This window comes from Kribbella sp. NBC_01484 (assembly GCF_036227145.1).
In the GTDB taxonomy this organism is placed as follows: domain Bacteria; phylum Actinomycetota; class Actinomycetes; order Propionibacteriales; family Kribbellaceae; genus Kribbella.
This window is the reverse complement of record NZ_CP109437.1, coordinates 6524264-6546199: the sequence shown is the minus strand read 5'-3', so window position 1 is coordinate 6546199 and position 21936 is coordinate 6524264. Positions and strand designations below refer to the sequence as shown.

Here is a 21936-nt window from a genome sequence, read left to right as displayed (position 1 = left end):
GGACCAGGACCGGCTAAGTCTAGTTGGCCGCGGGCGGAGGCCCAGGGGGCAGGGCCCTCCACATTGTTGCCATAAGCACGTACTGTGGTCTCAGGCGTACCTACAGTCACTGCCGTCACACGCCCAACGGGAGACCCAATGCCCACAGCAGCACGGGGGGCAACTCTGATCCTCATGGGTGCACTGCTTGCACAGGCACCCCTCACAGCCACCGCCTATCAGCCCCGCGATCCTGAGCCGGCCGGCGTGGCTCCTCCGGCCGAGCCTGTCCCGAGTCCTACCGAGGCCCTCACAACCGCCCCCAGCGAGCCGGTGCTTGAGCAGCCGGCGGCGCGGTCGTGGAGCGAGGTGGTGGCGCAGGTGACCGAGACGTCGCCGGGTGATCTGCAGGTGCGGTCGGCGGACACGTCCGCGCAGGCCGCATCGATGATGCGGTGCTTCAAGCTCGAGACCGAGAACTACTGTCTTGGGCTCGGGTTCGTCGACCAGATCCCGACCGGGGCTCAACTGCGGGCGACGCTCAGCCCGCCGGAGCGGCATACCGACGGCGAGGTGGCGGTCGAGCAGGACATCCCCACGGGCGATCTCACGCCTGCCGCCTTCGTGGCGGAACGTGCGGCCATGCCGAAGAGCACCCGCGTGAACGCCGAACTGGACGAGATGCAGACGGCGTGGGACGGACGGGCCAAGGCAGGTGAACTGCGCCTGCTCGCCGAGTCCGCTGCACCTACGGAGAGCGGGGAGCCGTCGACCGCTCAGCCGACTCCGGTCAGTCCGGCGACGCCTCAGCCGACTCCGGTTGGGCCGACGCCGACTGCTACGCCGCCTACTCTGCCTCCGGTTACGCCGACGCGGACTACGCCCACCCAGGAGACGCCGACGCCGGTGCCCCCGCCGGTGAATCCGCCGGCGGCGCCGGTGAAGCTGCCGGCTTCGGCGTACATCATGAAGGGGTTCCAGACCTCGCAGGAGAAGGGGTACTGGTGTGGTCCGGCCACGTTCCAGTCGATCGACTGGGCGGACGACAACCAGAAGGACACCCAGGCGTCGTGGGCCAAGGATCTCGGCTCGACCACGTCCGGGACGGCGATCTCCGCGATGGTCCAGCAGACCAACCTGAAGACCGACTGGGACAAGCCGGCCGGCGCCTACATCGTGCAGAGCGTGTCGCACTGGAACGCGCAGACCTTCTTCACCGTCCACCAGCAGCACCTTGGCGTCTACAAGGCGCCGGTGATCGAGCACGTGCAACTGCTGAAGCGGTACTTCCCGTACCTCGCCTTCAACCACAGCGGCCACTACCAGGTCGGCCGCGGCTACGACCGGGCCAAGGGCACGATCGGCATCTACGAGGTGTTCAACGAACGCCGCTCCAACAGCCGCGGCAACGTGACCGACGGCCCGAAGAACGTCCCGGCGAGTGCCCTCTTCAACGCCACCCTGGCCAACTCCTTCCAGAACATCGGGCTCTGATGCGCCGTACCACCGTTGCCGTAGGCACCCTCTTCGTCCTGCTCCTGGCCGGCTGCTCGTCGCCGTCGAGGGAGGCGGGCCCCACCAGCTCGCCGGCCACCACACCGATGGGCAGGCCGTCGACCCCGGCGCCGCCGACCGATTCCGGTACGGCGATCCTGGCCTGGGCGAAGGTGCTACGGCAACCGGTGGACGGGCAGCATCTCGTCACCCAGCAGCGCAAGTACGTCGTCACCCGCGGCAGCGACGAAGCCGGCACGACAACGGTCGCTGACCGGACCACCAAGAAGGTCGTGGTCCGGCACACCCCCGCGACCGGGTTCGTCGCGCAGTCCCCCGTCGTGATCGACGATCACTGGGCGCTCATCGAGGACATCCGCTCCGACGGACCCGACCCGCAGATCAAACTCTTCCGCTACGACCTCACCACCGGCCGCCCGGCCGGCCCGACCGGACTCCCCCAGATCTCCGAGCCCGAGATCGGTGCGTACGACGGCACCTTCGCCTACTCCTCCACCGACACGAAGAACCGCTCGTGCCTGATCGTCGCCGACCTGGCGACCCTCAAGTCGCGCACCGTCACCTGCGTCGCCGCCCCCGGCTACATCGCCGATCCGGTCGTGTCGGCCGACACCGTCACCTTCAGCGAGATCACCGCCCCCGAGACCGCGCGCCGCTGCAAGCGCCTCCTCACCGCATCGCTCACCGCCGGGTCCGCCCAACCGGTGCCAGCGGCAACCAACTGCATCCAGTGGAGCGGTGCCTCGCTGCGCGGCGCGACCGTCTGGTCGGAGGTCGCCGCGTCCGACCCGGACCAGTACCAGAGCAAGGCGTACGTCCGCCCGACCGGCGACTCCCCCGCCCGTTCCCTCGGCACCGTCGTCACCGACACGATTCTTGCCTGCGGCAACTGGATCCTCTGGGAGACGCGCACCGTCACCGCCGGCACCGAGGCCTATCAGATCAACCGGTGGCGCCCCGACCTCGCCCAACCCCAGCGCATCTACACCAGTCCGGCCGGTGCCGTGCTCACTCCCCTCACCTGCCAGGACGGCACGGTGTACGTCGAGGCGGCGTACCTCTCGAACTCACCGGCGTACACGGAAACCATCGCGGCAGCCGTCGCCTGACGACAGCTCTCAGCGCCGCGCGTGGCGGATCCTCAACCGTCCGAACCCCATGATCCCGGAGATCCGGATCGTCGGCCCGCCCGGGCGCGGCTGCCGCCGCGGCGTGTAGTGCGAGTCCTTCCAGCCGGTGCGCAGACCTTCGAGATCGACGATCGCGTCGCGTGGCACCGTGATCTTGGCGCCGCCGGTGCCGAGGTGCAGTTCGAGGTCGACGACCCGGTGCTCGAAGACCGCCCGGGACAAGTCCAGCTGCACCCGGCCGAAGGCGGACTGAACCTTGAGGGTTCTGGGCACCCGCCACTCGCCACGCCGCTGGATCCGGCCGGCAGCCGCGGAGATCGTGGACGTGGTGCCAGGGTCCTCCGCCGGCAGCGAGGCCAGCGCCGACGCGATCTCGTGGCGGGTCGTGGCGGTGAGCACCTGGTGGAGGCGCCGGTCCATCTCCTCGTACGAGATGTACCCCTCGGTGTAGGCCTCCTGCACGCGTCGGACGGCCGTGTCCCGGTCGGTATCCCTGACCAGGGACGAGCGGTCTTCGGGCCGGATGCTCACCGTTCCACTGTAGCTACACGGAGAGGCCGCGGCTGCGGAGCTGCGTGCGGAGTTCGGTGGCGCCTGAGAAGAGTTCGGCGTCGAGGCCGACCGTACGGGCGCCGTCCACGTTGTACTGCATGTCGTCGGTATAGAAGGTGCGCGCGGGGTCGAGACCGTAGCGATCGATCAGGATGCGGTAGATCTTCTCGTCCGGCTTGACGGTCTGCTCCACGCCCGAGACGACCTCGCCGTCGAAGTGGGTGAGGATCGGGAACGCGTCCTTCGCGACCTCCCACTTCTCGCCGGAGAAGTTGGTCAGCGCGTACGTCGGGATGCCGAGAGCCCGCAGGTCGGTGAGAACTGCCGCAGTGTCCTCGAACACGCCCTTGACCATCTTCAGCCAGCCCGTGTCGTAGGCCTCGATCCACTCGGAGTGCTCGGGATGCAGGCTGGTGAGCTCCTCGATCGCCTCGGCCCAGGGGCGACCCTCGTCCTGCTTGTGGTTCCAGGCCGGGGTGGTCACGTTGGTCAGGAAATGTGTCCGCGCCTGCTCGTCGGGAATCAGGTCGGCGTACAGGTAGGTCGGGCTCCAGTCCAGCAGCACCCCGCCGATGTCGAACACCACCACGTCGATCGTCCGCTCAGTCATGTCTGCAACCCTACGAGACCGGATGTGACGGGGCCGGACGACTCAGCTCAAACGGTCGCCGCGTTCGCCGCGGCCCGGGCGTGCAGCGCGGGAGCCAGCGAGTACTGCCCGATGAAGATCACCACGCCGAGCAGGGCACAGCCGATCCAGGTCACGGTCGGGCCGAGATGCTCGAGAGCGTTGGTCCCGGCCAGCGGCCCGATCACCGTGCCGACGCCGAAGGCCATCCCGGACAGGCCCATGTAGCGCCCGCGCAGGTCAACCGGAGCGAGATCGGCGAACACCGCGCCGATCACGGCGGCGAACCCGATCTCGCCGATCGTCCACACCACGACCGACAGACCGTAGCCCCACCAGCTGTGCACGACCGCGCCGAGCCCGAACCCGAGACCGACCACCAGCATCGACGCGGACAGCAGCTTCGGCCGGTCCATCTTCACCAGCCATTTGCCGAGGAACGGCTGGATCAGCACGATCACGACACCGTTGAGCGCGATCACCAGTCCGTAGGTCTGCGACGGCAGACCGTCGGCCGCCATCGCCAGCGGCAGCGTCGAGTACCCCTGGAAGTAGATCGTCGCGTACCCGATCTGGATCAGGATCATCAGCAGGAACACGGTGTCGTGCAGAGCCACCGCCAGCAGCGGACGACGAGGCGCGTCCTCGTCCAGCACCGGGCGGCTCTCCGGCACCATCGCCCAGATCACCACGCCGGCGATCACCGACGTACCGGCGTTCAGCCAGAACAGCAGGCCGTAGCCGATCGACGCCAGCACCCCCGCACTCACGGTCGAGACCGAGAATCCGAGGTTGATCGCCCAGAACAGCAGCCCGTACGCACGGACCCGTTCGCCCGGCTGGAGCATGTCGGCCACCGTCGCCTGCACCGCCGGCCGGAACAGGTCACCGAGCAGACCGACCAGGAACGCGGCCACCCAGATCATCACCATCGCTCGGGCCGAGCCGAGCAGGATCAGCGCCGCCGCAGTGCCGAAGAAGCAGATCAGCATGGTCAGCCGGCGACCGACCCGGTCGGCCAGCCAGCCGCCGGCGAGCTGCGCGGCCACGGTCCCGGCACCGACCGCGGCCGCCACGGCACCCGCCGTACCGGCGGAGAGGTGACGGTCGTGAGTGAGGTAGAGGACCAGGAACGGCTGCACGAAGCTGCCGAGCCGGTTGACCAGTTGGCACACCCACAGCGCCCAGAAGGCCCTGGGCAGAGCAGTCGGAGCGGGGGCTTCGACAGCAGCGGCAGTCGTCATGCGCACAACTCTCGTGGCCCACCCGGCCGGTGTCGACGATTAGGCACAGAACTAATCAGCTAGACTGGTCCCGTGATCACGATCAGGCTGAACGCGGAGGACGTCGGGCGGATCCGGTTCGCACTGTCGCCCGTATGGGAGGCCGTCACCAGTGTGCGGGCGCTCAGCAACAACACCGCGCGCAGCGTGCACGGCCCGTGGCTGCAGAAGGTCCGGCCGATCATCGAGGGCCCGGACCTGACGTTGCTGAAGGCCCTCATCCCGTCCTTCGGCTACATCCCGGACTTCATCACGCCGGCCCCGCCGCGGCGCTCGACCAGCCTGGAATCCGGTCTCGCCGCGATCGCGGCAACGCCGCACGACCTGGTCGTGAACGAGATCGGCAGGCTGCACCGGCACAACCCGCACCCTCTCCTGCCGGACCTGATCGACAATCCGGCCAAGGCCCTCGACCTGATCACGTCGGCACTGGAGACCTATTGGCAGCGCGCGCTCGAGCCGGACTGGCGCCGGATGCGCGCACTGCTCCAGGAGGATCTGGCGTTCCGGCTGGACGAGTTGGCCAGCGGTGGGATCGAGCGGCTGTTCCGCAACCTGCATCCGTCGGTGCGGTTCAGTGGCGATCGGATCGAGATCGATCGCCCGTTCGCGTGCGACGGTGAACCGCTGGCCGGCCAGGGGGTGTTGCTGGTGCCGTGCGTGTTCACCTGGCCTGCCGCGCTCCCGGTGTCCGAGGCACCGCACGTGCCGACCATCACGTATCCGCCGCGTGGCCTGGGGCGGCTGTGGGAGGACCGGCAGGACGCGACCGAGTCGCCGCTCGCGGACCTGGTCGGGCGAACGCGGGCCGCGATCGTGAGTCATCTGGATCTGCCGATGTCGACGACGCACCTGGCGCATCAACTCGGGGTGTCCGCACCGACGTTGAGCGTGCATCTGAGCATCCTGCGCAACGCCGGTGTGGTCGACTCGCGGAGGGATGGCCGGGCCGTGCTCTACTACCGCACCTCGCTCGGCAACCAGCTGCTGACCGCGTCCACTCCCCTCGCTTCCACCGCCTGACCAGCCGAAGCTCGGTGGGTCTACCTGCACCCGGACCGAGCCTGGGTGGCTTTGCGCGGGTCCGGCTCTCGTCCGGTTCGTAATCCGTCCAGCACGATGTCGACAACACGGCGCATGGCTTGGTCGTCGGACATGTCCGACGGCGTGTAGATCCGAACGGTCATCAGGAGGCCCACCTCTGCTGGGCTGACGTCGGGACGCATCGCTCCGTCCGCTTTGGCCGCCGCCGTCATCCGCTCGACGAGGTCACTCACCGTCTGCCGTGAACTGCGCAGCTCGGGATCGGACTGGATCGAGGCATGCAGGCGGGGTTCAATCGCCGATGCCAGCGCGCCCAGCCGTCGCTCGGCACAGCCACGCAGGAACCGACAGAGCGCGGCCCAGGCGTCGGGCTCTTCGCGCCAGGCGGTTTCCGCCATGTCCGCCAAGTCGCGCAAGACCGCCTGAGCCGTCGCCCAGATCAACGAATCTCGATCAGGGAAACGGCGATAGAGCGTGCCTACGCCGACGCCGGCACCCCGGGCGATCTCCTCCATCGGCACGTCGAACCCGGATTCCCGGAAGTGGATCTGGGCCGCAGCGACGATCTGGTCCCTGTTGCGCTGGGCGTCGGCGCGCAACCCCAGCTCTTTCGACATCGGAGCTCCCACAGTCAACTGGACGAATTTCCTCCGGATAGTGTAGCGTGCCGTAACCGGACGAAATTCGTCCAGATAGCGAGGAGAGCATGAGAGACCAAACGGTGCTGATCTCCGGAGCCGGCATCGCCGGATCCACGCTGGCGTATTGGCTGGCGCGGCACGGGTTTCGTCCCACCGTGGTCGAACGCGCGACGGGGCTTCGCTCCAGCGGAAATCCGGTGGACGTCAAGGGGCCGGCGATGGAGGTGGCACAGCGGATGGGCCTCATGCCACGCCTGCGCGCGGCCGACTCCGCTGTGACGCACATGAGTTTCGTCAATGCCACCGGTCGCCGCGTCGGGCGGATCAACCTGCAGGCCTTTCAGATGTCAGCTGGAGATCGCGAACCGGAAGTGCCACGCGCAGAGCTTGCCTCGATTCTGCTCGAGGCAAGCCGCGACAGCGCCGAATTCTTGTGGGACGACGCCATCGTCGCCCTCAGCCAGGACAAGGACGGAGTAAACGTCACCTTCGACCGCGCCGAACCCCGCCGCTTCGACCTGGTGATCGGAGCCGACGGGCTGCACTCGGCGGTCCGCCGACTGACGTTCGGCCCCGAGAACGACTTCGTTCACCACATGGGAATCTATGTCGCGACACTGCCGATCGACGGCTCAGTCGACAACGACCGGGAAGTGACCCTGTACAACACCCCCGGCCGGGTGGTCTCTGTCCACCCCTCGCGCGGCCACGCTGTCGCCGCCTTCATGTTCCGCAGCCCGGCGCTGCCCAACTTCGACCATCGCGACACCGAGCAACACAAACAGCTGGTGACGACCATCTTCAGGGACGGTTCCTGGCGGATACCCGAACTCCTGGAACGCGTACAAGCCGCCGACGACATCTACTTCGACTCCGTCAGCCAAGTCCGCCTGCCCCAATGGTCGAATGGACGCATCACGGTACTCGGCGACGCCGCCTCATGCATGTCGCTGTTCGGAGACGGCTCCACCCTCGCGATAGCGGGCGCCCACACCCTCGCCGAGGAACTGGCCGCCAACCGTACCGACCCGGCAACCGCTTTTCGCCGATACGAAACCCGGCACCGTACCCTCGTGGACTCCAAGCAGCGGGGCTTCGCCTCAGCCGCCGCCCTGATCGTCCCAGCCACCCGAAAGGGAATCGCGGCCCGGAACATGGCAACCCGCCTGTTCTTCCCCGTCATGACCGCCGCCGGATCGCTGCGCCGCCGCCTTCGGCCCACCTGAGCGCGTGGTGCACGCACATCACGACACGCGACCAGGAGATCAGAACAGTGCAAACACCAGCACATCGAGACCGAGTTCGCACCACCTTGTCAGACGGCGCAAGCGACGTGAATTGGCACAGTTTTCTATCGCGTTGGGCACCGTTGACAGGACTTGCCTACCTGGCTCTCATGGTCTTGTTCATCACCCTCATCCTTCCGTTCGGTACGACCAGTTCCTTGCCAGCGACCTATCTCGAACTCATAGCGGCAGGCCGCAAGCCGGTGCTTTACCGGGTGACGATCGCATTCGACGTGACCGCGTGGCTGACGCTTGGTGGGTTTCTGATCGCTGATTATCAGCCTCTTGGAATCACCACTAAATTCTCGCGGCGAGCAAAAGCCACGACGTCGCTGCGTAGCCGTCCACAATGATCCGACCGGACCTCGCTCGGCAACCAGCTGCTGACCGCGTCCACTCAGCTGGCTCCCACCGCCTGACTAGCCGAAGCTCGGTGGGTCCACCTGCACCCGGACCGAGCCTGGGCTCTTCTTCGCGCTGCGGGCGGATTGCGCCTCCTTCAGCGCGCGAGCCAGGGTCGAGCCGGCCGGCCGCGGAATCCTGACAACAGCCCTGACGGTCTCTTCGTCAACATCGACCGGCCCCAGGACTTCCAGCCCAGCGTTGGCCGGGATCAACTCGCGAACGCGAGCGATCAGGTCGGCCACGGCCTCGGACGAGCCGGTCAGCTCGGCGAGTTTGCCGGCCGGGGCGAGGCGGGCAGCCCGGCGGTCCTCGACCTCGCGCGAGGCAAAGCCCTCCGGGCTCCAGCGGACCACCGCCTGCAGCGGAAGCGCGGAGGGCTCGCCAACCAGGATCACGGTTCCGCCGTCGCGGGCCGGGCGGACCAGCGCTGCCGCGTTGAACCAGCGTCGTACTGCCTCCTCCGGCGCACGCAGATCAGGACGAGCGAGCATCAGCCACGTGTCGAGCAGCAGCGCCGCGCTGTAGCCGCCGTCCGCGACCGGCTCGGCTCCGGGGGTGCTGACGATCAACGCCGGGCTGTCCGACACGACGTCGAGCACGTTGTCGCCCCCCGACGTACGCACGACCACGCCGGGAAACGCGCGGCCCAACTCCTCCGCCGTACGACGAGCTCCGACGACCGCGGCGCGCATCCGGGTGTCGCCGCACTCCGGGCAGCGATGGTCCGTCGCCGGTCGACCGCACACGCTGCAACTCGCCGGCCCGGATCCACCTGTACGACGCAGCGCCCCACCGCACGTCGCGCACCGCGAAGGGGCCCGGCAGGTCTGACACACCAGGCTCGGCAGATACCCGGCCCGCGGCACCTGCACCAGCACCGGCCCCGACCGCAGCCCTTCGCGGGCGATCTCGAAAGCGCGATGTGGCAACCGCGCCGCCCGAGCCGCCGGATCGCGGGCCAGGTCCGTGTCCGACTCCCCCGCGATGTGCACCGCCGGAGCGGCTGTCCGGATCACCGCCCGATCCGCGATCAGCTCGTTGGCGTACCCCGACTCCACCAGCGCGGCGGATTCCGCCGTACGCGCGAACCCACCGAGCAGCACCGCACACTTCTGCCGGAAAGCCCTGAGCAGCAAGACTTCCCGCGCATGCGGGTACGGCGCCCGCGGCTCGGCGTACGAGTCGTCGCCGTCGTCCCACAACGCGACCAGCCCGAGCTCCGCCACCGGCGCGAACGCGGCCGCCCGCGTCCCGATCACCACCCGCGCACACCCGCGCAGCGCCGCGAGGAATGCCCGGTAGCGAGCCGTCGGCCCGAGGTCCGCGGACAGGGTGACGAACCCCGCCTCCCCGAGCACCGTCGTACAGGCCGCTGCCAACCGCTCGAGGTCACGCGCATCCGGCACGAGCAGCAACGCGCCCCGACCGGACGCCGCACACACCGCCGCCGCCTGCGCGAACGCGAGCGCCCAATCGGCCCCTGGTACGGCGGTCCAGATCGCCCGCGGTGATTCCGACCGGGCGATCGCGTCGAGGAAGCCGGTCGGGTACGCCGACCACTCGGAACGCGAGGTGGACAGCGGCGGGGGCGCGGGCTGGTTGCAGCGCAGCGGCTCACCCTCGACCTTCGCGTGCCGGGGCGGGACGGCCAACCGGGTGACGTCCGCGAACACTCCGGCATACCGGTCGGCGACCGCGCGGCAGAGGTCGGCGATCTCCGGCGTCAGCACCTGCTCGGGCGAGACGACCTTGCGGATCCGGGCCAGCTTGCCGTCGTGGTCGGACGATTCGAGGCGCTCCAGGACGAAGCCGTCGAGGTCCTTGCCGGCGAAGCGGACCTTCACGCGCGCGCCGGGTTGAGCGGCCGCGGCCAGATCCTCGGGAACGAGGTAGTCGAACGGCCGGTCGAGATGTGGCAACGAGACGTCGACCGCGATCCGGGCCACCGGGAGCGACGACGTGATCCCGGCCGGCTCCTTGGTCCGGGACTTGCGAACGGTGTCCCGCAACAGCGTCAGCTGCTCCGGTGAGTCCCCGTTCGATGTCACTGGGGAATGCTAGTCCGGTGGGACGACAGTGCGGGTGCGCACTGCCGTCCCCCTGTGGACAACTACTTGTTGACGGCTGCCTTCAGCGCCTCGACGCGGTCGGTGCGCTCCCAGGTGAAGTCCTCGCCGGTGCGGCCGAAGTGGCCGTTGCGGGCGGTCTGGGCGTAGATCGGCCGGAGCAGGTCCAGGTCGCGGATGATCGCGGCCGGCCGCAGGTCGAACACCTCGCGGACCGCCGCGGTGATCTGCTCCACCGGCACGGTCTCGGTGCCGAACGTGTCGACGTAGAAACCGACCGGCGCCGCCTTGCCGATCGCGTACGCGACCTGGCACTCGGCCCGCGCGGCGAGCCCGGCGGCGACGATGTTCTTCGCCACCCAGCGCATCGCGTACGACGCCGAGCGGTCCACCTTCGACGGGTCCTTGCCGGAGAACGCGCCACCACCGTGCCGCGCCATCCCGCCGTAGGTGTCGATGATGATCTTCCGCCCGGTCAGCCCGGCGTCGCCCATCGGGCCGCCGACCTCGAACCGGCCGGTCGGGTTCACCAGCAGCTTGTAGCCGGCCGAGTCGATGTCGAACTGCTCGAGCACCGGGTCGACCACGTGCTTCTTGATGTCCGGCGTCAGCATCGTGTCCAGGCTGATGTCGGACGCGTGCTGGCTCGACACCACCACGGTGTCGATCCGGACCGCCTTGTCACCGTCGTACTCGACCGTGACCTGGGTCTTGCCGTCCGGCCGCAGGTAGGCCAGCGTGCCGTTCTTGCGGACCTCGGACAGCCGCTCGGACAGCCGGTGCGCGATCGTGATCGGCAGCGGCATCAGCTCGGGCGTCTCGTCCGACGCGTACCCGAACATCAATCCCTGGTCGCCCGCCCCCTGCAGGTCCAGCTCGTCCTTCGACGCGTCCGACCGCGTCTCGTACGCCGTGTCGACGCCCTGCGCGATATCCGGCGACTGGCTGCCGATGGCGACCTGCACCCCACAGGACGCGCCGTCGAAACCCTTCAGCGACGAGTCGTAGCCGATCTCCAGGATGCGCGCACGCACGATCCCCGGGATATCGACGTACGCCGTCGTGGTGACCTCGCCCGCGACGACGACCAGACCCGTGGTGATCAGGGTCTCGACCGCTACGCGGCTCTTCGGGTCCTCGGCCAGCAAGGCATCGAGGATGGAGTCGCTGATCTGGTCAGCGATCTTGTCCGGGTGACCCTCGGTCACTGACTCGGACGTGAAAAGGCGCCTCGCCACAGTTCTCCCTCGGATTCCTCTTGTGCCGCGCGACCGAGGCCGCACGATCCCCCCATGCACCGGCGGTTGGCGATGCATCTCGGAAAGTATGCCAGCAGTTTTCCCCGGAGTCCCGGTGACGCTCCGAATTCGCCCACTATCCGAGACTCGCGGTCATATGTTGGACAGGCGGTCCGGATTCAGGCGTGCGGACCGACCGCCACGTCGCCCAGGGTGAGCGACGGTGTGCAGGCAAGGATCGCAGCCAACCGGTCCACCTCGGCGTCCAGCAGCGTGCGCCTGCGGCGATTCAGGGTGCTCAGGGTCTCGACGGTGACCTGCAGTGTCCGGCCGGCCTTCTTCTGGTGCCAGACCCCGGCGACGATGCCGTCGATCAGCAGGAGCGGGTAGTTGCCGGCCTGGCCTCGCGCGGTCGCCCTCGTGAAGGCCTGGCCGGGGAAGAGCCGCTCCCTGGGGTAGCTGCCGACGCCGTACGCATCGAAGTACGGCAGCAGCCGCACACCGTCTGCCCGGTCGTCCGGGAACTCGTCGCCCGGCGCATGCCACACGGTCTGCCCGTCGAGCTCGGCCTGCGGGAGGTCGTCGAAGTACGGCTTGACGAACGTCGGCGTCGTCTTCAGCCAGCGGGCGAAGTGCTGCGGCGTGGCCGGTCCGTAGGCGTAGAGGTAGCGGTGCAGGAGTTCGGTGAGCGCCTTCTCGGCCGGCAGCGGTTCGAAGGGCTTGATGCGGTGCGGGTTCGAGTACGTCGTGACGCGGCCGCGCATCGGGCCGTAGCAGAGGACACCGGCATTCGCCGCGTCCGAGATCGCCTGCCGCCAGCGCGGCCAGTAGCCCTGGAACGCCGGCATGACGAGATCGCCGGCCCATGCGCCAGTGCGCCGTACGACTTCGACCGTGAGCTCGTCTGCGGTCAGGTCATCGTGCGTGAGGGCAGCACCGATCGCGGCGATCACCTCGGCAGTCTGGCCGGGAGTCATCCGCATCACCTCAGGCGCCTGGGCACCCCGCGGCAACGCGGACAGCGCACCGGTCCACAACGGCAGGTCCTCGAGGGGCAGCAGGTGCACCGTCCCGCGTGGTCCGAACGTCTTCACCAGCCCGTCCGCCTGCTGCACGCTCTCCCGGGTAGCGCCGGCGACCCGCAGCGCCACCGACAACTCCCCCGCCGCCAGGATCTGCGCATGCGCCCCAGACATCGCACGTACGGCGTCAACCGGTGTCGCAGCGGACTCGGTGAGGTAGTGCCGCCGCATCCGCTGGGCAACAACGGCCTGCCAGGTGATCTCCATTCCTCCGACCCTAACCACAGAAACGGACAACTCCTGTCCTAACCACGGCATCCCCCCTCACACCCGGAGCCCACCCCTGACCCCGCCGATCCACCCACCCCTGACCCCGCCCATCCACCCTCCCCGCGCCGATGCACCCTCCCGCCACGGCCATTTGAGGGGAGGACCCTTCAAGATGCCCCTTCTCCCTACCGCATCCGCAGGGAGAAGGGGCAAGGTCAGGGGTTAACCCGAGGAAGGGCGTCAGGCGGCGCGTTGTGACCTGGCGAAGGCTTGGTGGATTCGGGCCAGGAGAAGATCGGGCCGGTTGAAATCCGTCCAATCGGATCGAACGACCTGCAGGCCGAGCGCCCGTAGCCGGTCCTCGCGGATCTTCTCCCGCACCAGTACATCGGCGGAAGCATCGCCGTACTTCGCTCTCCCGTCGAACTCCACCACGGTGTGAAACTCCGGGAAGTAGAAGTCGACTCGAGCCACGAACCCATTGGCATCGTGGAACTCGTATTGCAGGACCGGCGCCGGCAGTCCGTGATTGTGCAGAAGAACCCGGAGGCGTGACTCGCCGACCGACTCCGACCGAGCGTCGCTGAAGCCGAGTGCAGCGCGAACCGTCGCACTGCCGGGCCAGAACTCGGTGACATCGAGAAGTCGGACAATGTCATCCGAGCTGATCAGACGATCGCGCAATGCCGCATCGAGGCTGACCACCGCCACCTCGAAGGACGTCGTACAGGCCGTCTCGAAGACGGCACGAGCAACGGAGGTTGCCGTCAGCCCCTCAACCTCGGTGAGGTCGGACTCAGCCAGCTTGCCGACGTGGTGGCGTACGCCAGAGACGGTGCCACCGGTCAGGTCGTCCAACCGCGTGACGTGCACCTGCAGCAGATCGAGCCCCCACAGCGGCAGGCCGTGCACCGCCAGAGCCGACTGATGACTGACCGCGATGGCGCTGCGCCGCCACGAGTTCACCACGGCATGGACCATGCGCCGATGCTCCTGCCGGATACGAACCCAGGGCTCTAGTGCACTCAGATCCTGCTGCTCGGCGTACTGCCCGTGCCGGATCCGGACCCAGCGACCGTCGTCGAGGCGCGACCGGACCTGTTTCGCCGTGTAGCCACCGGAGATGGCCTGCTGACGACTGAACACACCGCCCTGCTGCTCGGCCAGCAGCTTCAACATGGGGTTCACCCCACCAAGCATCACCGCTCCGGGCACCCCACAAGCCCTCAACCATCAACCTGTGGATAGCCATTTCAGCGGTTCACCCCTGAAATGGCGGGTTCGCCCCTTGCATGCGCAAGGCGAACGGGCGAGGTCAGGGGTTCACCCCTGAAATGGCCGCCAGCTGAGCTGGGTGCGCTGACCGAGCCGGTGTGGGCGCCGGCGGTGGGGTGGTCAGGCGGCGGTGGTGTGGCGTGGCGGGGGCGTGGCGTGGCGGTGGTGTGGTGTGGCGGTGGTGGTCAGTCGGCCAGAGAGGTTAGTGCCAGTGGGCGGCGACCAGGTTCCAGATCACGCCGGCCAGCGCGTCCTTCGAGCCCGAGGGCACCGGGAGGGCGTTGCCGTCGCGGTCGAGGATGACGGCCTCGTTCAGGTCGCTGCCGAAGACCTTGCCGCCGGAGACGTCGTTCACCACGAGCAGATCACAGCCCTTGCGCTCGAGCTTGGCGCGGCCGAGCTCCATCACGCTGTGCTCCGCGTCGCCGGTCTCCGCCGCGAAGCCGACGATCACCTGGTCGGCGCGGGCGCGGTCGTGCGAGATCGTCTGCAGGATGTCCGGGTTCTGCACCAGGTTGACCGCGGGGACCGAGCCGTCGGCGGTCTTCTTGATCTTGTGCTCGGCGACGTCGGCCGGGCGGAAGTCGGCCGGGGCCGCCGCCATCACGATCGCGTCCGCGTCGCCCGCGCGGGCGGTGATCTCGTCGTACAGGTTCCGCGTGCTGGTCACCGGGACGACCTGGACGCCGGCCGGGTCGGGCAGCTCGGAGTTGGCGGCGACCAGCGTGACCTTGGCGCCCCGGGCGGCCGCGATCCGGGCGAGCGCGTAGCCCTGCTTGCCGGAACTCGAGTTGCCGAGGTACCGGACCGGGTCGAGATGCTCGCGCGTGCCGCCGGCGCTGATCAGGACGTGCTTGCCGGTCAGATCGGCGACCGACTGACCGGCCGCGCGGGCGGCCTCGTCGGCGAGCATCAACTGGCTGATCGCGAAGATCTCGGACGGCTCGGGCAGCCGGCCGCGCCCGGTGTCGGCGCCGGTCAGGCGGCCGACGGCGGGATCGAGGACGGTGATGCCGCGGGACCGCAGGGTCGCGACGTTGGCCTGGGTGGCCGGGTGCTCCCACATCTCGGTGTGCATCGCGGCCGCGAACAGGATCGGGCAGCGGGCGGTGAGCAGCGTGTTGGTGAGCAGGTCGTCGGCCAGGCCGTGGGCGGCCTTGGCGATCAGGTTGGCCGTCGCGGGGGCGACCACGACGAGCTCGGCCGCCTTGCCGATCCGGACGTGCGGGACCTCTTCGACGTTGTCGAACGGGTCGGCCGTCACCGGCTGCCCGGACAGCGCCGCCCAGGTCGCCGCGCCGACGAACTCCAGCGCGGCCGCCGTCGGCACCACCCGCACACTGTGGCCGGACTCGGTCAGCCGCCGGAGCAGATCACAGACCTTGTACGCCGCGATCCCGCCACCGACCCCGAGCACGACATTCGGCCGGGTCCTGGGCACGACGACAGCCCCCGGGCCGGTTGCGGCTCCGGGGGTTTCACCGGTTGCGGACATCTCCGTGGACTCCGTTTCCCGGTCGCCGGGTCAGGACTACTCGGACTTCTCCGCCGCGGCGGCTTCCGCCTCGGCCTCCGGGTCGATGTCGGTGCAGGTCAGCACGCCCTCGTTGATCTCGCGCATCGCGATCGAGAGCGGCTTCTCCTGCACGTGCGTCTCGACCAGCGGCCCGACGTACTCCAGCAGGCCCTCGCCGAGCTGGGAGTAGTAGGCGTTGATCTGCCGCGCCCGCTTGGCCGAGTACAGCACGAGCTTGTACTTGGAGTCGGTGTGGGTGAGCAGGTCGTCGATCGGCGGGGAGGTGATGCCGATGGCGACGGGCTGGTTGCCAGACAAGTGTCAGCTCTTTTCAGAGATTTTGGGTGATCGAATCAACTTTACCAACTGATCGGCGGCTTCCCGAACCGACGCGTTCACGATCGTCACGTCGAACTCCTTCTCGGAGGCCAGTTCGAGGGTCGCGGTCTCCAGCCGGCGCTCGCGCTCCTCGACCGTTTCGGTCCCGCGGCCGACCAGACGCCGGACGAGCTCGTCCCAGCTCGGCGGGGCCAGGAAGACGAACTGCGCCTCCGGCATCGTCTCGCGGACCTGGCGGGCGCCCTGCAGGTCGATCTCCAGCAGCGCCGGCCGGCCATCGGCGAGCTTGTCGAGCACCGGCTGCTTCGGCGTCCCGTACCGGGCCGCCTTGTGCACGACGGCCCACTCGAGCAGCTCACCGTCGGCGATCATCCGGTCGAACTCGGCATCGGACACGAACAGGTAGTGCACACCGTGCACCTCGGCCGGCCGGGGCTTGCGGGTCGTCGCGGACACCGAGATCCAGATGTCCGGGAATCGCTCACGGATGTCCGCGGCGACGGTCCCCTTCCCGACCGCCGTCGGGCCGGCCAGCACGGTCAGCCGCGCGGGCCGCCCACCGCCGGCCGCGGGTCCTCCCGTCGCCGGCTCGTTCGTGGTGTTCTTCGGGTGCGTGGTCATCGTCACACCAGTGTCCAACGAGCCGGTCAGGGTTTCGGTCTGGCTCACTCGGCGAATTCGCGCTCGAGCGCGGCGATCTGGTTCGAGCCGAGGCCGCGCACCCGCCGCGTCTCCGAGATCCCCGCCCGCTCCATGATCTGCTGGGCGCGCACCTTGCCGACGCCGGGGATGCACTGCAGCAGCGCGCTGACCCGCATCTTGCCGATCACGTCGTTCGTCTGCCCCTCGTGGAGCACCTCCGTCGGAGACGCTCCCGAATGCCGGATCCGGTTCTTGATCTCGGCTCGCTCACGCCGCGCCGCCGCGGCCTTGTCCAGAGCCGCCGCTCGCTGCTCCGGGGTCAAAGTAGGAAGTGGCACCGTCTCACCTGTCCCGTTGTATGGCTTCGCAAGGGAACCTAACACGGGTCCAGCCTCTGATCCGGCGCTGGTGAGCGGAGTCGGACACCAGGTGGCGGATTGGAACGATCGTATGATCAGTTCAGGGCGGGAACGTCGACCTTGCAGGAGTCCTTGGCGTGGCTGCTGATGGCCTTGTACGCCGTCATCACGCCGCCGGTCTCCTTGCTCAGCTTGGCCAGCTCGACCCGGTCCGAGCCCGCCTTCTGGGCCTTCTCGGCGAACGCCACCACGACGCCCCAGTCGTCCTTCACCGCGTCGGGCGCGGAGTCCTGCAGTTTCTTCGCGTCGTCGAGGATCTTCACGTAGTCGGCCGGCTTCTGCGGGTCGACGTTCACCGCACCGGCGGCGTACTTGGCGAGATCCACACAGTAGGCCTGTTCATCGGTGCAGGCGGTCAACGTGGCGGCACCGGCGATCACGGTCAGGGCGAGGGCGAGTGTGCGCTTCACAGGCCCGACGCTACCGGCGGTCACCAAACCATCCGAAACGAATACTTTCCGCAGCGCAGTAGCAGGGCAGGACGGCGGGGACGGCCGCCGTCCTGGCGGGTCAGGCCCCGAGGTCCACCTTGCAGGTGTCCTTGGCCTGCTTGGTGATCGCGTCCATGGCCGGCGTGATCTTCTCGCCGTCGTTCTTGGCCAGCTCGGTCAGCTTGCCCGTGTCACCCTTGGCGTCCTGCGCCTTCTCGGCGTAGTCGATGACGGTCTTCCAGTCGTCCTTCAGGTCGTCCGGCGCCGACTTCGAGACGCTCTTGGCCTGGTCGAGCATCTTGCCGACAGCGTCGGAGTTCTTGATGTCGAGGTTCTTCGCCGACTCGGCATAGTTCTTCAGGTCGCCGCAGTAGTCGCCACCTGAGCACGCCGTCAACAGGCCGGCGCCGATTGTCACTGCCGCCGCGAGGGCCGCCACCTTGCGCATTCCGATCCTTACTGTGTCGCGCGGGAAGCCCGTCGCTCCCCGTCCGCGGACACCTTTCCGAACCGCGGGGTCAACGCCCCGGCCGGCACGCCGTGAACAACGTCGCAGCGGCCGACTGGAACCGGGCTGTGATGTGGCGCGTCGCGCCGTACGCCGAACGAGATCGCGACCGCGTTGGCTGCCACGATCACCGCGATCGCCAGCCAGTCGAGCGTCCCGAGGTGCTGGTTCAGCACGACGAGCCCGACGAGGGCCGCGAGAACCGGGTTGACGCTCATGAACACCCCGAAGAACTGGGCCGGCACCCGCCGGAGCGTGAGCAGATCGACGAGGAACGGGACGGCGCTCGACAGCACCCCGGCCACCAACGCGTACGCCGCGGCCGCGAGTGTCGGCGGGTGATGCCACAGCACGATCACGCCGACCGGGACGTAGACCAGCCCGGACACCCCCGCCGCCGCGGCCGACCCCGTTGCTCCCGGCAACTCCTGTCCGACCACCCGGTTGAGCAGGATGTAGCAGGCCCAGCACACCGCCGCCAGCAACCCGAGCCCGACACCCAGGTAATCCGTCGTCGCCTCAGGTCGCGTCAACAACACCACCGCAGGCGCAGCCGCGAGCGCACACATCAGGTCGAGCAGCCGCCGCGACCCCAGCAGCGCCACCGCCAGCGGCCCGAGAAACTCCAGCGTCACTGCCAGCCCGAGCCCGATCCGGTCGATCGCCGTGTACAGCGACACATTCATCACCGCGAACACGGCCGCCAGTCCCAGCACCACCCGCCACTGCCGAGCCGTGAAACTCCGCAGTCGAGGCCGGCCGACCGCCAGCAACACAGCCCCAGCCATCCACTGCCGGATGGCCACCACACCCACAGGCCCGATGACAGGGAACGCGAGCGCGGCCACCGACGCGCCCACCTGGTTCGAGAGCCCGCTCCCGAGCATCATCAGTACCCCACCGAGCTTGCCTCTGCGCATGCTCCGAGCGTCAGGCCGCGGAGGTCATCCGCAAAATGCATCGGTCGGGCGATCTATACGCTGGGGTTATGGATCTCGAGGTCAGGCAGTTGCGGTGTCTGGTCGCGGTGGTGGATGCGGGGACGTTTACGGATGCGGCCATCGAGTTAGGGGTGTCGCAGGCGGCGGTGTCGCGCACCGTGATGGCGCTGGAGCGGGAACTGGGCGTGCGGTTGCTGCATCGGACCAGTCGGTCGGTGACACCGACGACCGCGGGAGTGCGGGTGCTGGCGCGGGCGCGGCAGGTGCTTGCCGAGGTCGACGAGTTGGTGATCGAGGCAACGAGCGGGCATACGCGGTTGCGCATCGGGCATGCGTGGTCGGCGTTGGGGCGGTTGACGACGGAGTTTCAGCGGCGGTGGGCCGGCGAGCATCCGGGGATCGAGTTGCAGCTGATCCGGACCAACACGGCGACGGGCGGCCTGGCGGAGGGATTGTGTGATCTCGCAGTGGTGCGGACGCACATCGATCTGCGACGGTTCGCGCACGTCACGGTGGCTCAGGAGCGGCGGTACGCCGCGTTGCCCGCCGACGACCCGCTGGCCCGGAAGCGAACGCTCACGCTCGACCAGCTGCGCGATCGCACGCTGTCGATCGACCGCCGGACCGGGAGCACGACTGTGGACCTCTGGCCGGAGGAGGCGCGTCCGAAGGTCGAGTACACCCACGACGTCGACGACTGGCTGGCCGCGATCGCCTCCGGGCGCTGCGTAGGTGTGACCCCGCAGGCGACGACGACGCAGTACCGGCGCGACGGCGTCGTCTACCGTCCACTCCGTGACGCTCCGCCGGTCGACGTACACCTGATCTGGCACCGTCAGGACCCGCACCCGGCGACAGAAGCCGCCGTCGCCCTGCTCACCAGCCTCTTTCAGGAGTCGAGGAGCCCGACCAACTGACGGAGGTCCTGGGCCCTCCAGAGAATCACGTTGCGGATGTGGTCGATCCCGCCGACCGGCCAGTGTTCGGCGATCCGCCGTACCTCCGGATCCTGGATCTCGGCCGCGAGCGCGCCGGGGAAGTCACCCCACACCACCTTGAACGGCCGGCCGCACATCTGCTCGATCCCGAGCTCCACCGGCGCTGTGATCTCCAGCCGGTTGTGCAACTCCCCCACCAGCCGATACGCCGCCATCAGCGCCTGCTCGCGCTCCTGCCACGTCTCGGCTCGCAACACGTCGCGCAGCACCGGCTCCATCGTCGAACCACAGGACAGCCGGCTGAACGCCGTACCGAACCACTTCGAGTACGGCGCGTACTCGCGCTCCATCAGGAAACACAACCGCATCAGGTCCTGCACGAGTTGTGCGCCGATCAGCGCGGACCCGAGTTCGTCGCCGACATATCCGGACCGGCCGACCAGATTCATCTCCGGATGCACGCGCCACCACGCCGCGATCATCAGATAGCGCCAGCCATCATCCGGGTAGTACGCCAGCCGATCCCGCACGGATTGCAGCCCGAGATCGTCGTGGAAGACCGCGCCCGCGGTGAACATGCGGAGCTTGTGCTCAGGGAACGTGAACCAGTCCCGCACCGCGAGGTCCTGGGCCGGATCGAATCCCAGTTGCTGCTCGAAATACGAGCGGATCGTGTGCACCTCGACAAAGGCCGGACGCCCGGCGAAGCGATTCGGCACCTCGGGTTGACACGCGACTCCCTCCGCGACGAAGAGCAGGGCCCGCGCCTCGCAGTTGTGGTCCGTCGACATCTCGTCGTCGAACCCGAGCACCTCGGAGCCGCGGCCCATCAGTGCCGCGCTGTGCGGCACCGTCAGGAGCGGACGCACCACCTCGCCGTAGAACCGCCGACACAATTCCAGACCCGGAGACATGTTGAGAAAGATCGCATGCGCAATCCGGTCAATGCAAGAAGAAACACCAAATGGCGCGAAATTGATCGCGCCATTTGGTAAATCAAATCCTACCGGATTTCACCGGCCTTTGTCAGTACCCCAGGACGGCCCGGAACCCGTCATTTGCCCGATCGGCCGCATCCTGCAGCGCGACGGCCGACGGCCCCGCGCCGAGGATCTCGCGCGAGCTCGACGGTACGACGTTCCGCACCGCCGGGCCGAACACCTTGACCAACCCGTCCGCCGTGCCGCCCTGGGCGCCGAGGCCCGGCGCGAGGAGCGGACCACGAATGTCGAGGTCTTCATCGGTCGAGGCGATCGTCGCGCCGACGACGGCGCCGAACGACCCGAGGTCGTCGGCGTCCGCATTGAGCGCACGCAGGCCGTCCAGCACTGCGCCGGCGACGGTCGGACCATCGACCGTCCGCGCGGACTGGAACTGCGGCCCCTCCGGATTCGACGTCAGCGCCAGCACGAACAACCCCGCACCAGCCGAGCGTGCCACCTCGATCGCCGGCTGCAACGACCCGAACCCGAGGTACGGACTGACCGTCAGCGCGTCACACGCCAGCGGCCCCTTCTCCGCCAGGTACGCCGCCGCGTAGCCGGCCATCGTCGACCCGATGTCACCGCGCTTCGCGTCGATGATCACCAGCGCGCCGGCCTCCCGCAGCCGGATCGTCGCCTGCTCGAGTACGGCGATCCCGGCCGACCCGAAGCGCTCGAAGAACGCGGACTGCGGCTTGAACACCGCAACCCTGTCGGCCAGCGCGTCCACTACGCCGTACGTGAAGGACGCCAGACCCTCCGCGGTGTCCGGGAGGCCCCACTGCTCGAGCAGGTGGGCGTGCGGGTCGATCCCCACGCACAGCGGGCCACGGGTGTCCATGGCCGCCCGGAGCCGGGTGCCGAAGGGTTCGTTCCTCATGTCAC

The 21936-nt window shown here is 68.5% G+C and carries 23 protein-coding genes; 6 read left to right on the top strand and 17 right to left on the bottom strand.

Going from position 1 to position 21936, the window contains the following annotated elements:
- The first annotated feature begins 174 nt into the window (after nt 1–174).
- Both OG555_RS31825 and OG555_RS31820 read left to right on the top strand, forming a co-directional pair.
- Nucleotides 175–1473 (top strand): hypothetical protein, encoded by a 1299-nt coding sequence (locus OG555_RS31825; protein WP_329476237.1) that lies wholly within the window; start codon nt 175–177, stop codon nt 1471–1473.
- Nucleotides 1473–2603 carry a hypothetical protein gene (locus tag OG555_RS31820; protein ID WP_329476236.1) on the top strand — a complete coding sequence of 377 codons (1131 nt, stop codon included), beginning with the start codon at nt 1473–1475 and terminating at the stop codon, nt 2601–2603. Before OG555_RS31825 ends, OG555_RS31820 begins: the two co-directional genes overlap by 1 nt.
- 9 nt (nt 2604–2612) lie before the next feature.
- Here the strand turns inward: OG555_RS31820 and OG555_RS31815 are convergent, their stop codons facing one another.
- Genes OG555_RS31815 through OG555_RS31805 form a run of 3 tightly spaced genes read right to left on the bottom strand, consistent with a single transcriptional unit; the run spans nt 2613 to nt 5048 of the window.
- A complete protein-coding gene (locus OG555_RS31815) occupies nt 2613–3155 on the bottom strand; it encodes a DUF1707 SHOCT-like domain-containing protein (protein WP_329476235.1) in 543 nt (180 codons plus the stop codon).
- Nucleotides 3156–3168: 13 nt separating this feature from the next.
- Nucleotides 3169–3786, bottom strand: a complete 618-nt coding sequence (locus OG555_RS31810; RefSeq protein ID WP_329476234.1) for an HAD family hydrolase — start codon at nt 3784–3786, stop codon at nt 3169–3171.
- A gap of 47 nt (nt 3787–3833) precedes the next feature.
- Nucleotides 3834–5048 (bottom strand): MDR family MFS transporter, encoded by a 1215-nt coding sequence (locus OG555_RS31805; RefSeq protein WP_329476233.1) that lies wholly within the window; start codon nt 5046–5048, stop codon nt 3834–3836.
- Between the two features lie 72 nt (nt 5049–5120).
- Between OG555_RS31805 and OG555_RS31800 the strand changes: the two genes are divergently transcribed.
- A complete protein-coding gene (locus OG555_RS31800; RefSeq protein ID WP_329476232.1) occupies nt 5121–6110 on the top strand; it encodes an ArsR/SmtB family transcription factor in 990 nt (329 codons plus the stop codon).
- Nucleotides 6111–6130: 20 nt separating this feature from the next.
- Here the strand turns inward: OG555_RS31800 and OG555_RS31795 are convergent, their stop codons facing one another.
- Entirely contained in the window at nt 6131–6730 is a 600-nt protein-coding gene (locus OG555_RS31795; RefSeq protein ID WP_329476231.1) for a TetR/AcrR family transcriptional regulator, read from the bottom strand.
- A 107-nt stretch (nt 6731–6837) separates the two neighbouring features.
- Between OG555_RS31795 and OG555_RS31790 the strand changes: the two genes are divergently transcribed.
- Together OG555_RS31790 and OG555_RS31785 are read left to right on the top strand one after the other, a co-directional pair.
- Nucleotides 6838–7998, top strand: coding sequence for an FAD-dependent monooxygenase (locus OG555_RS31790; RefSeq protein ID WP_329476230.1), 1161 nt, complete (start codon nt 6838–6840; stop codon nt 7996–7998).
- Nucleotides 7999–8168: 170 nt separating this feature from the next.
- A complete protein-coding gene (locus OG555_RS31785) occupies nt 8169–8411 on the top strand; it encodes a hypothetical protein (protein ID WP_329476229.1) in 243 nt (80 codons plus the stop codon).
- 66 nt (nt 8412–8477) lie between these two features.
- On the opposite strand, the gene OG555_RS31780 is transcribed toward OG555_RS31785, so the two are convergent.
- From OG555_RS31780 to OG555_RS31730, 11 genes are all read right to left on the bottom strand, one after another.
- A complete protein-coding gene (locus OG555_RS31780; protein ID WP_329476228.1) occupies nt 8478–10511 on the bottom strand; it encodes a primosomal protein N' in 2034 nt (677 codons plus the stop codon).
- Between the two features lie 62 nt (nt 10512–10573).
- Nucleotides 10574–11767 (bottom strand): methionine adenosyltransferase, encoded by a 1194-nt coding sequence (gene metK, locus OG555_RS31775; protein WP_329476227.1) that lies wholly within the window; start codon nt 11765–11767, stop codon nt 10574–10576.
- A gap of 179 nt (nt 11768–11946) precedes the next feature.
- Complete coding sequence (locus OG555_RS31770; RefSeq protein ID WP_329476226.1) at nt 11947–13056, bottom strand: winged helix DNA-binding domain-containing protein; 1110 nt, start codon at nt 13054–13056, stop codon at nt 11947–11949.
- 243 nt (nt 13057–13299) lie between these two features.
- Nucleotides 13300–14238 (bottom strand): type IV toxin-antitoxin system AbiEi family antitoxin domain-containing protein, encoded by a 939-nt coding sequence (locus OG555_RS31765; RefSeq protein WP_329476225.1) that lies wholly within the window; start codon nt 14236–14238, stop codon nt 13300–13302.
- A 298-nt stretch (nt 14239–14536) separates the two neighbouring features.
- Nucleotides 14537–15829, bottom strand: coding sequence for a bifunctional phosphopantothenoylcysteine decarboxylase/phosphopantothenate--cysteine ligase CoaBC (gene coaBC, locus OG555_RS31760; protein WP_329476224.1), 1293 nt, complete (start codon nt 15827–15829; stop codon nt 14537–14539).
- A 36-nt stretch (nt 15830–15865) separates the two neighbouring features.
- Nucleotides 15866–16168, bottom strand: a complete 303-nt coding sequence (gene rpoZ / locus OG555_RS31755) for a DNA-directed RNA polymerase subunit omega (RefSeq protein WP_325039561.1) — start codon at nt 16166–16168, stop codon at nt 15866–15868.
- 3 nt (nt 16169–16171) lie between these two features.
- Nucleotides 16172–16810 (bottom strand): guanylate kinase, encoded by a 639-nt coding sequence (gmk, locus tag OG555_RS31750; protein ID WP_405072269.1) that lies wholly within the window; start codon nt 16808–16810, stop codon nt 16172–16174.
- 44 nt (nt 16811–16854) lie between these two features.
- Nucleotides 16855–17169, bottom strand: coding sequence for an integration host factor, actinobacterial type (gene mihF, locus OG555_RS31745; RefSeq protein WP_329476222.1), 315 nt, complete (start codon nt 17167–17169; stop codon nt 16855–16857).
- A gap of 116 nt (nt 17170–17285) precedes the next feature.
- Nucleotides 17286–17660 (bottom strand): hypothetical protein, encoded by a 375-nt coding sequence (locus tag OG555_RS31740; protein WP_328520041.1) that lies wholly within the window; start codon nt 17658–17660, stop codon nt 17286–17288.
- A 100-nt stretch (nt 17661–17760) separates the two neighbouring features.
- A complete protein-coding gene (locus tag OG555_RS31735; RefSeq protein WP_329476221.1) occupies nt 17761–18129 on the bottom strand; it encodes a hypothetical protein in 369 nt (122 codons plus the stop codon).
- 8 nt (nt 18130–18137) lie between these two features.
- Nucleotides 18138–19109, bottom strand: coding sequence for an EamA family transporter (locus tag OG555_RS31730; protein WP_329476220.1), 972 nt, complete (start codon nt 19107–19109; stop codon nt 18138–18140).
- Between the two features lie 68 nt (nt 19110–19177).
- On the opposite strand from OG555_RS31730, the gene OG555_RS31725 reads away from it, so the two are divergent.
- Nucleotides 19178–20047 carry a LysR family transcriptional regulator gene (locus OG555_RS31725; RefSeq protein ID WP_329476219.1) on the top strand — a complete coding sequence of 290 codons (870 nt, stop codon included), beginning with the start codon at nt 19178–19180 and terminating at the stop codon, nt 20045–20047.
- Here the strand turns inward: OG555_RS31725 and OG555_RS31720 are convergent.
- A complete protein-coding gene (locus OG555_RS31720) occupies nt 20020–20982 on the bottom strand; it encodes a DUF4037 domain-containing protein (RefSeq protein ID WP_329476218.1) in 963 nt (320 codons plus the stop codon). The genes OG555_RS31725 and OG555_RS31720 overlap by 28 nt on opposite strands.
- Before the next feature lie 112 nt (nt 20983–21094).
- Nucleotides 21095–21931, bottom strand: coding sequence for an orotidine-5'-phosphate decarboxylase (gene pyrF / locus OG555_RS31715; RefSeq protein WP_329476217.1), 837 nt, complete (start codon nt 21929–21931; stop codon nt 21095–21097).
- Nucleotides 21932–21936 lie beyond the last annotated feature (5 nt).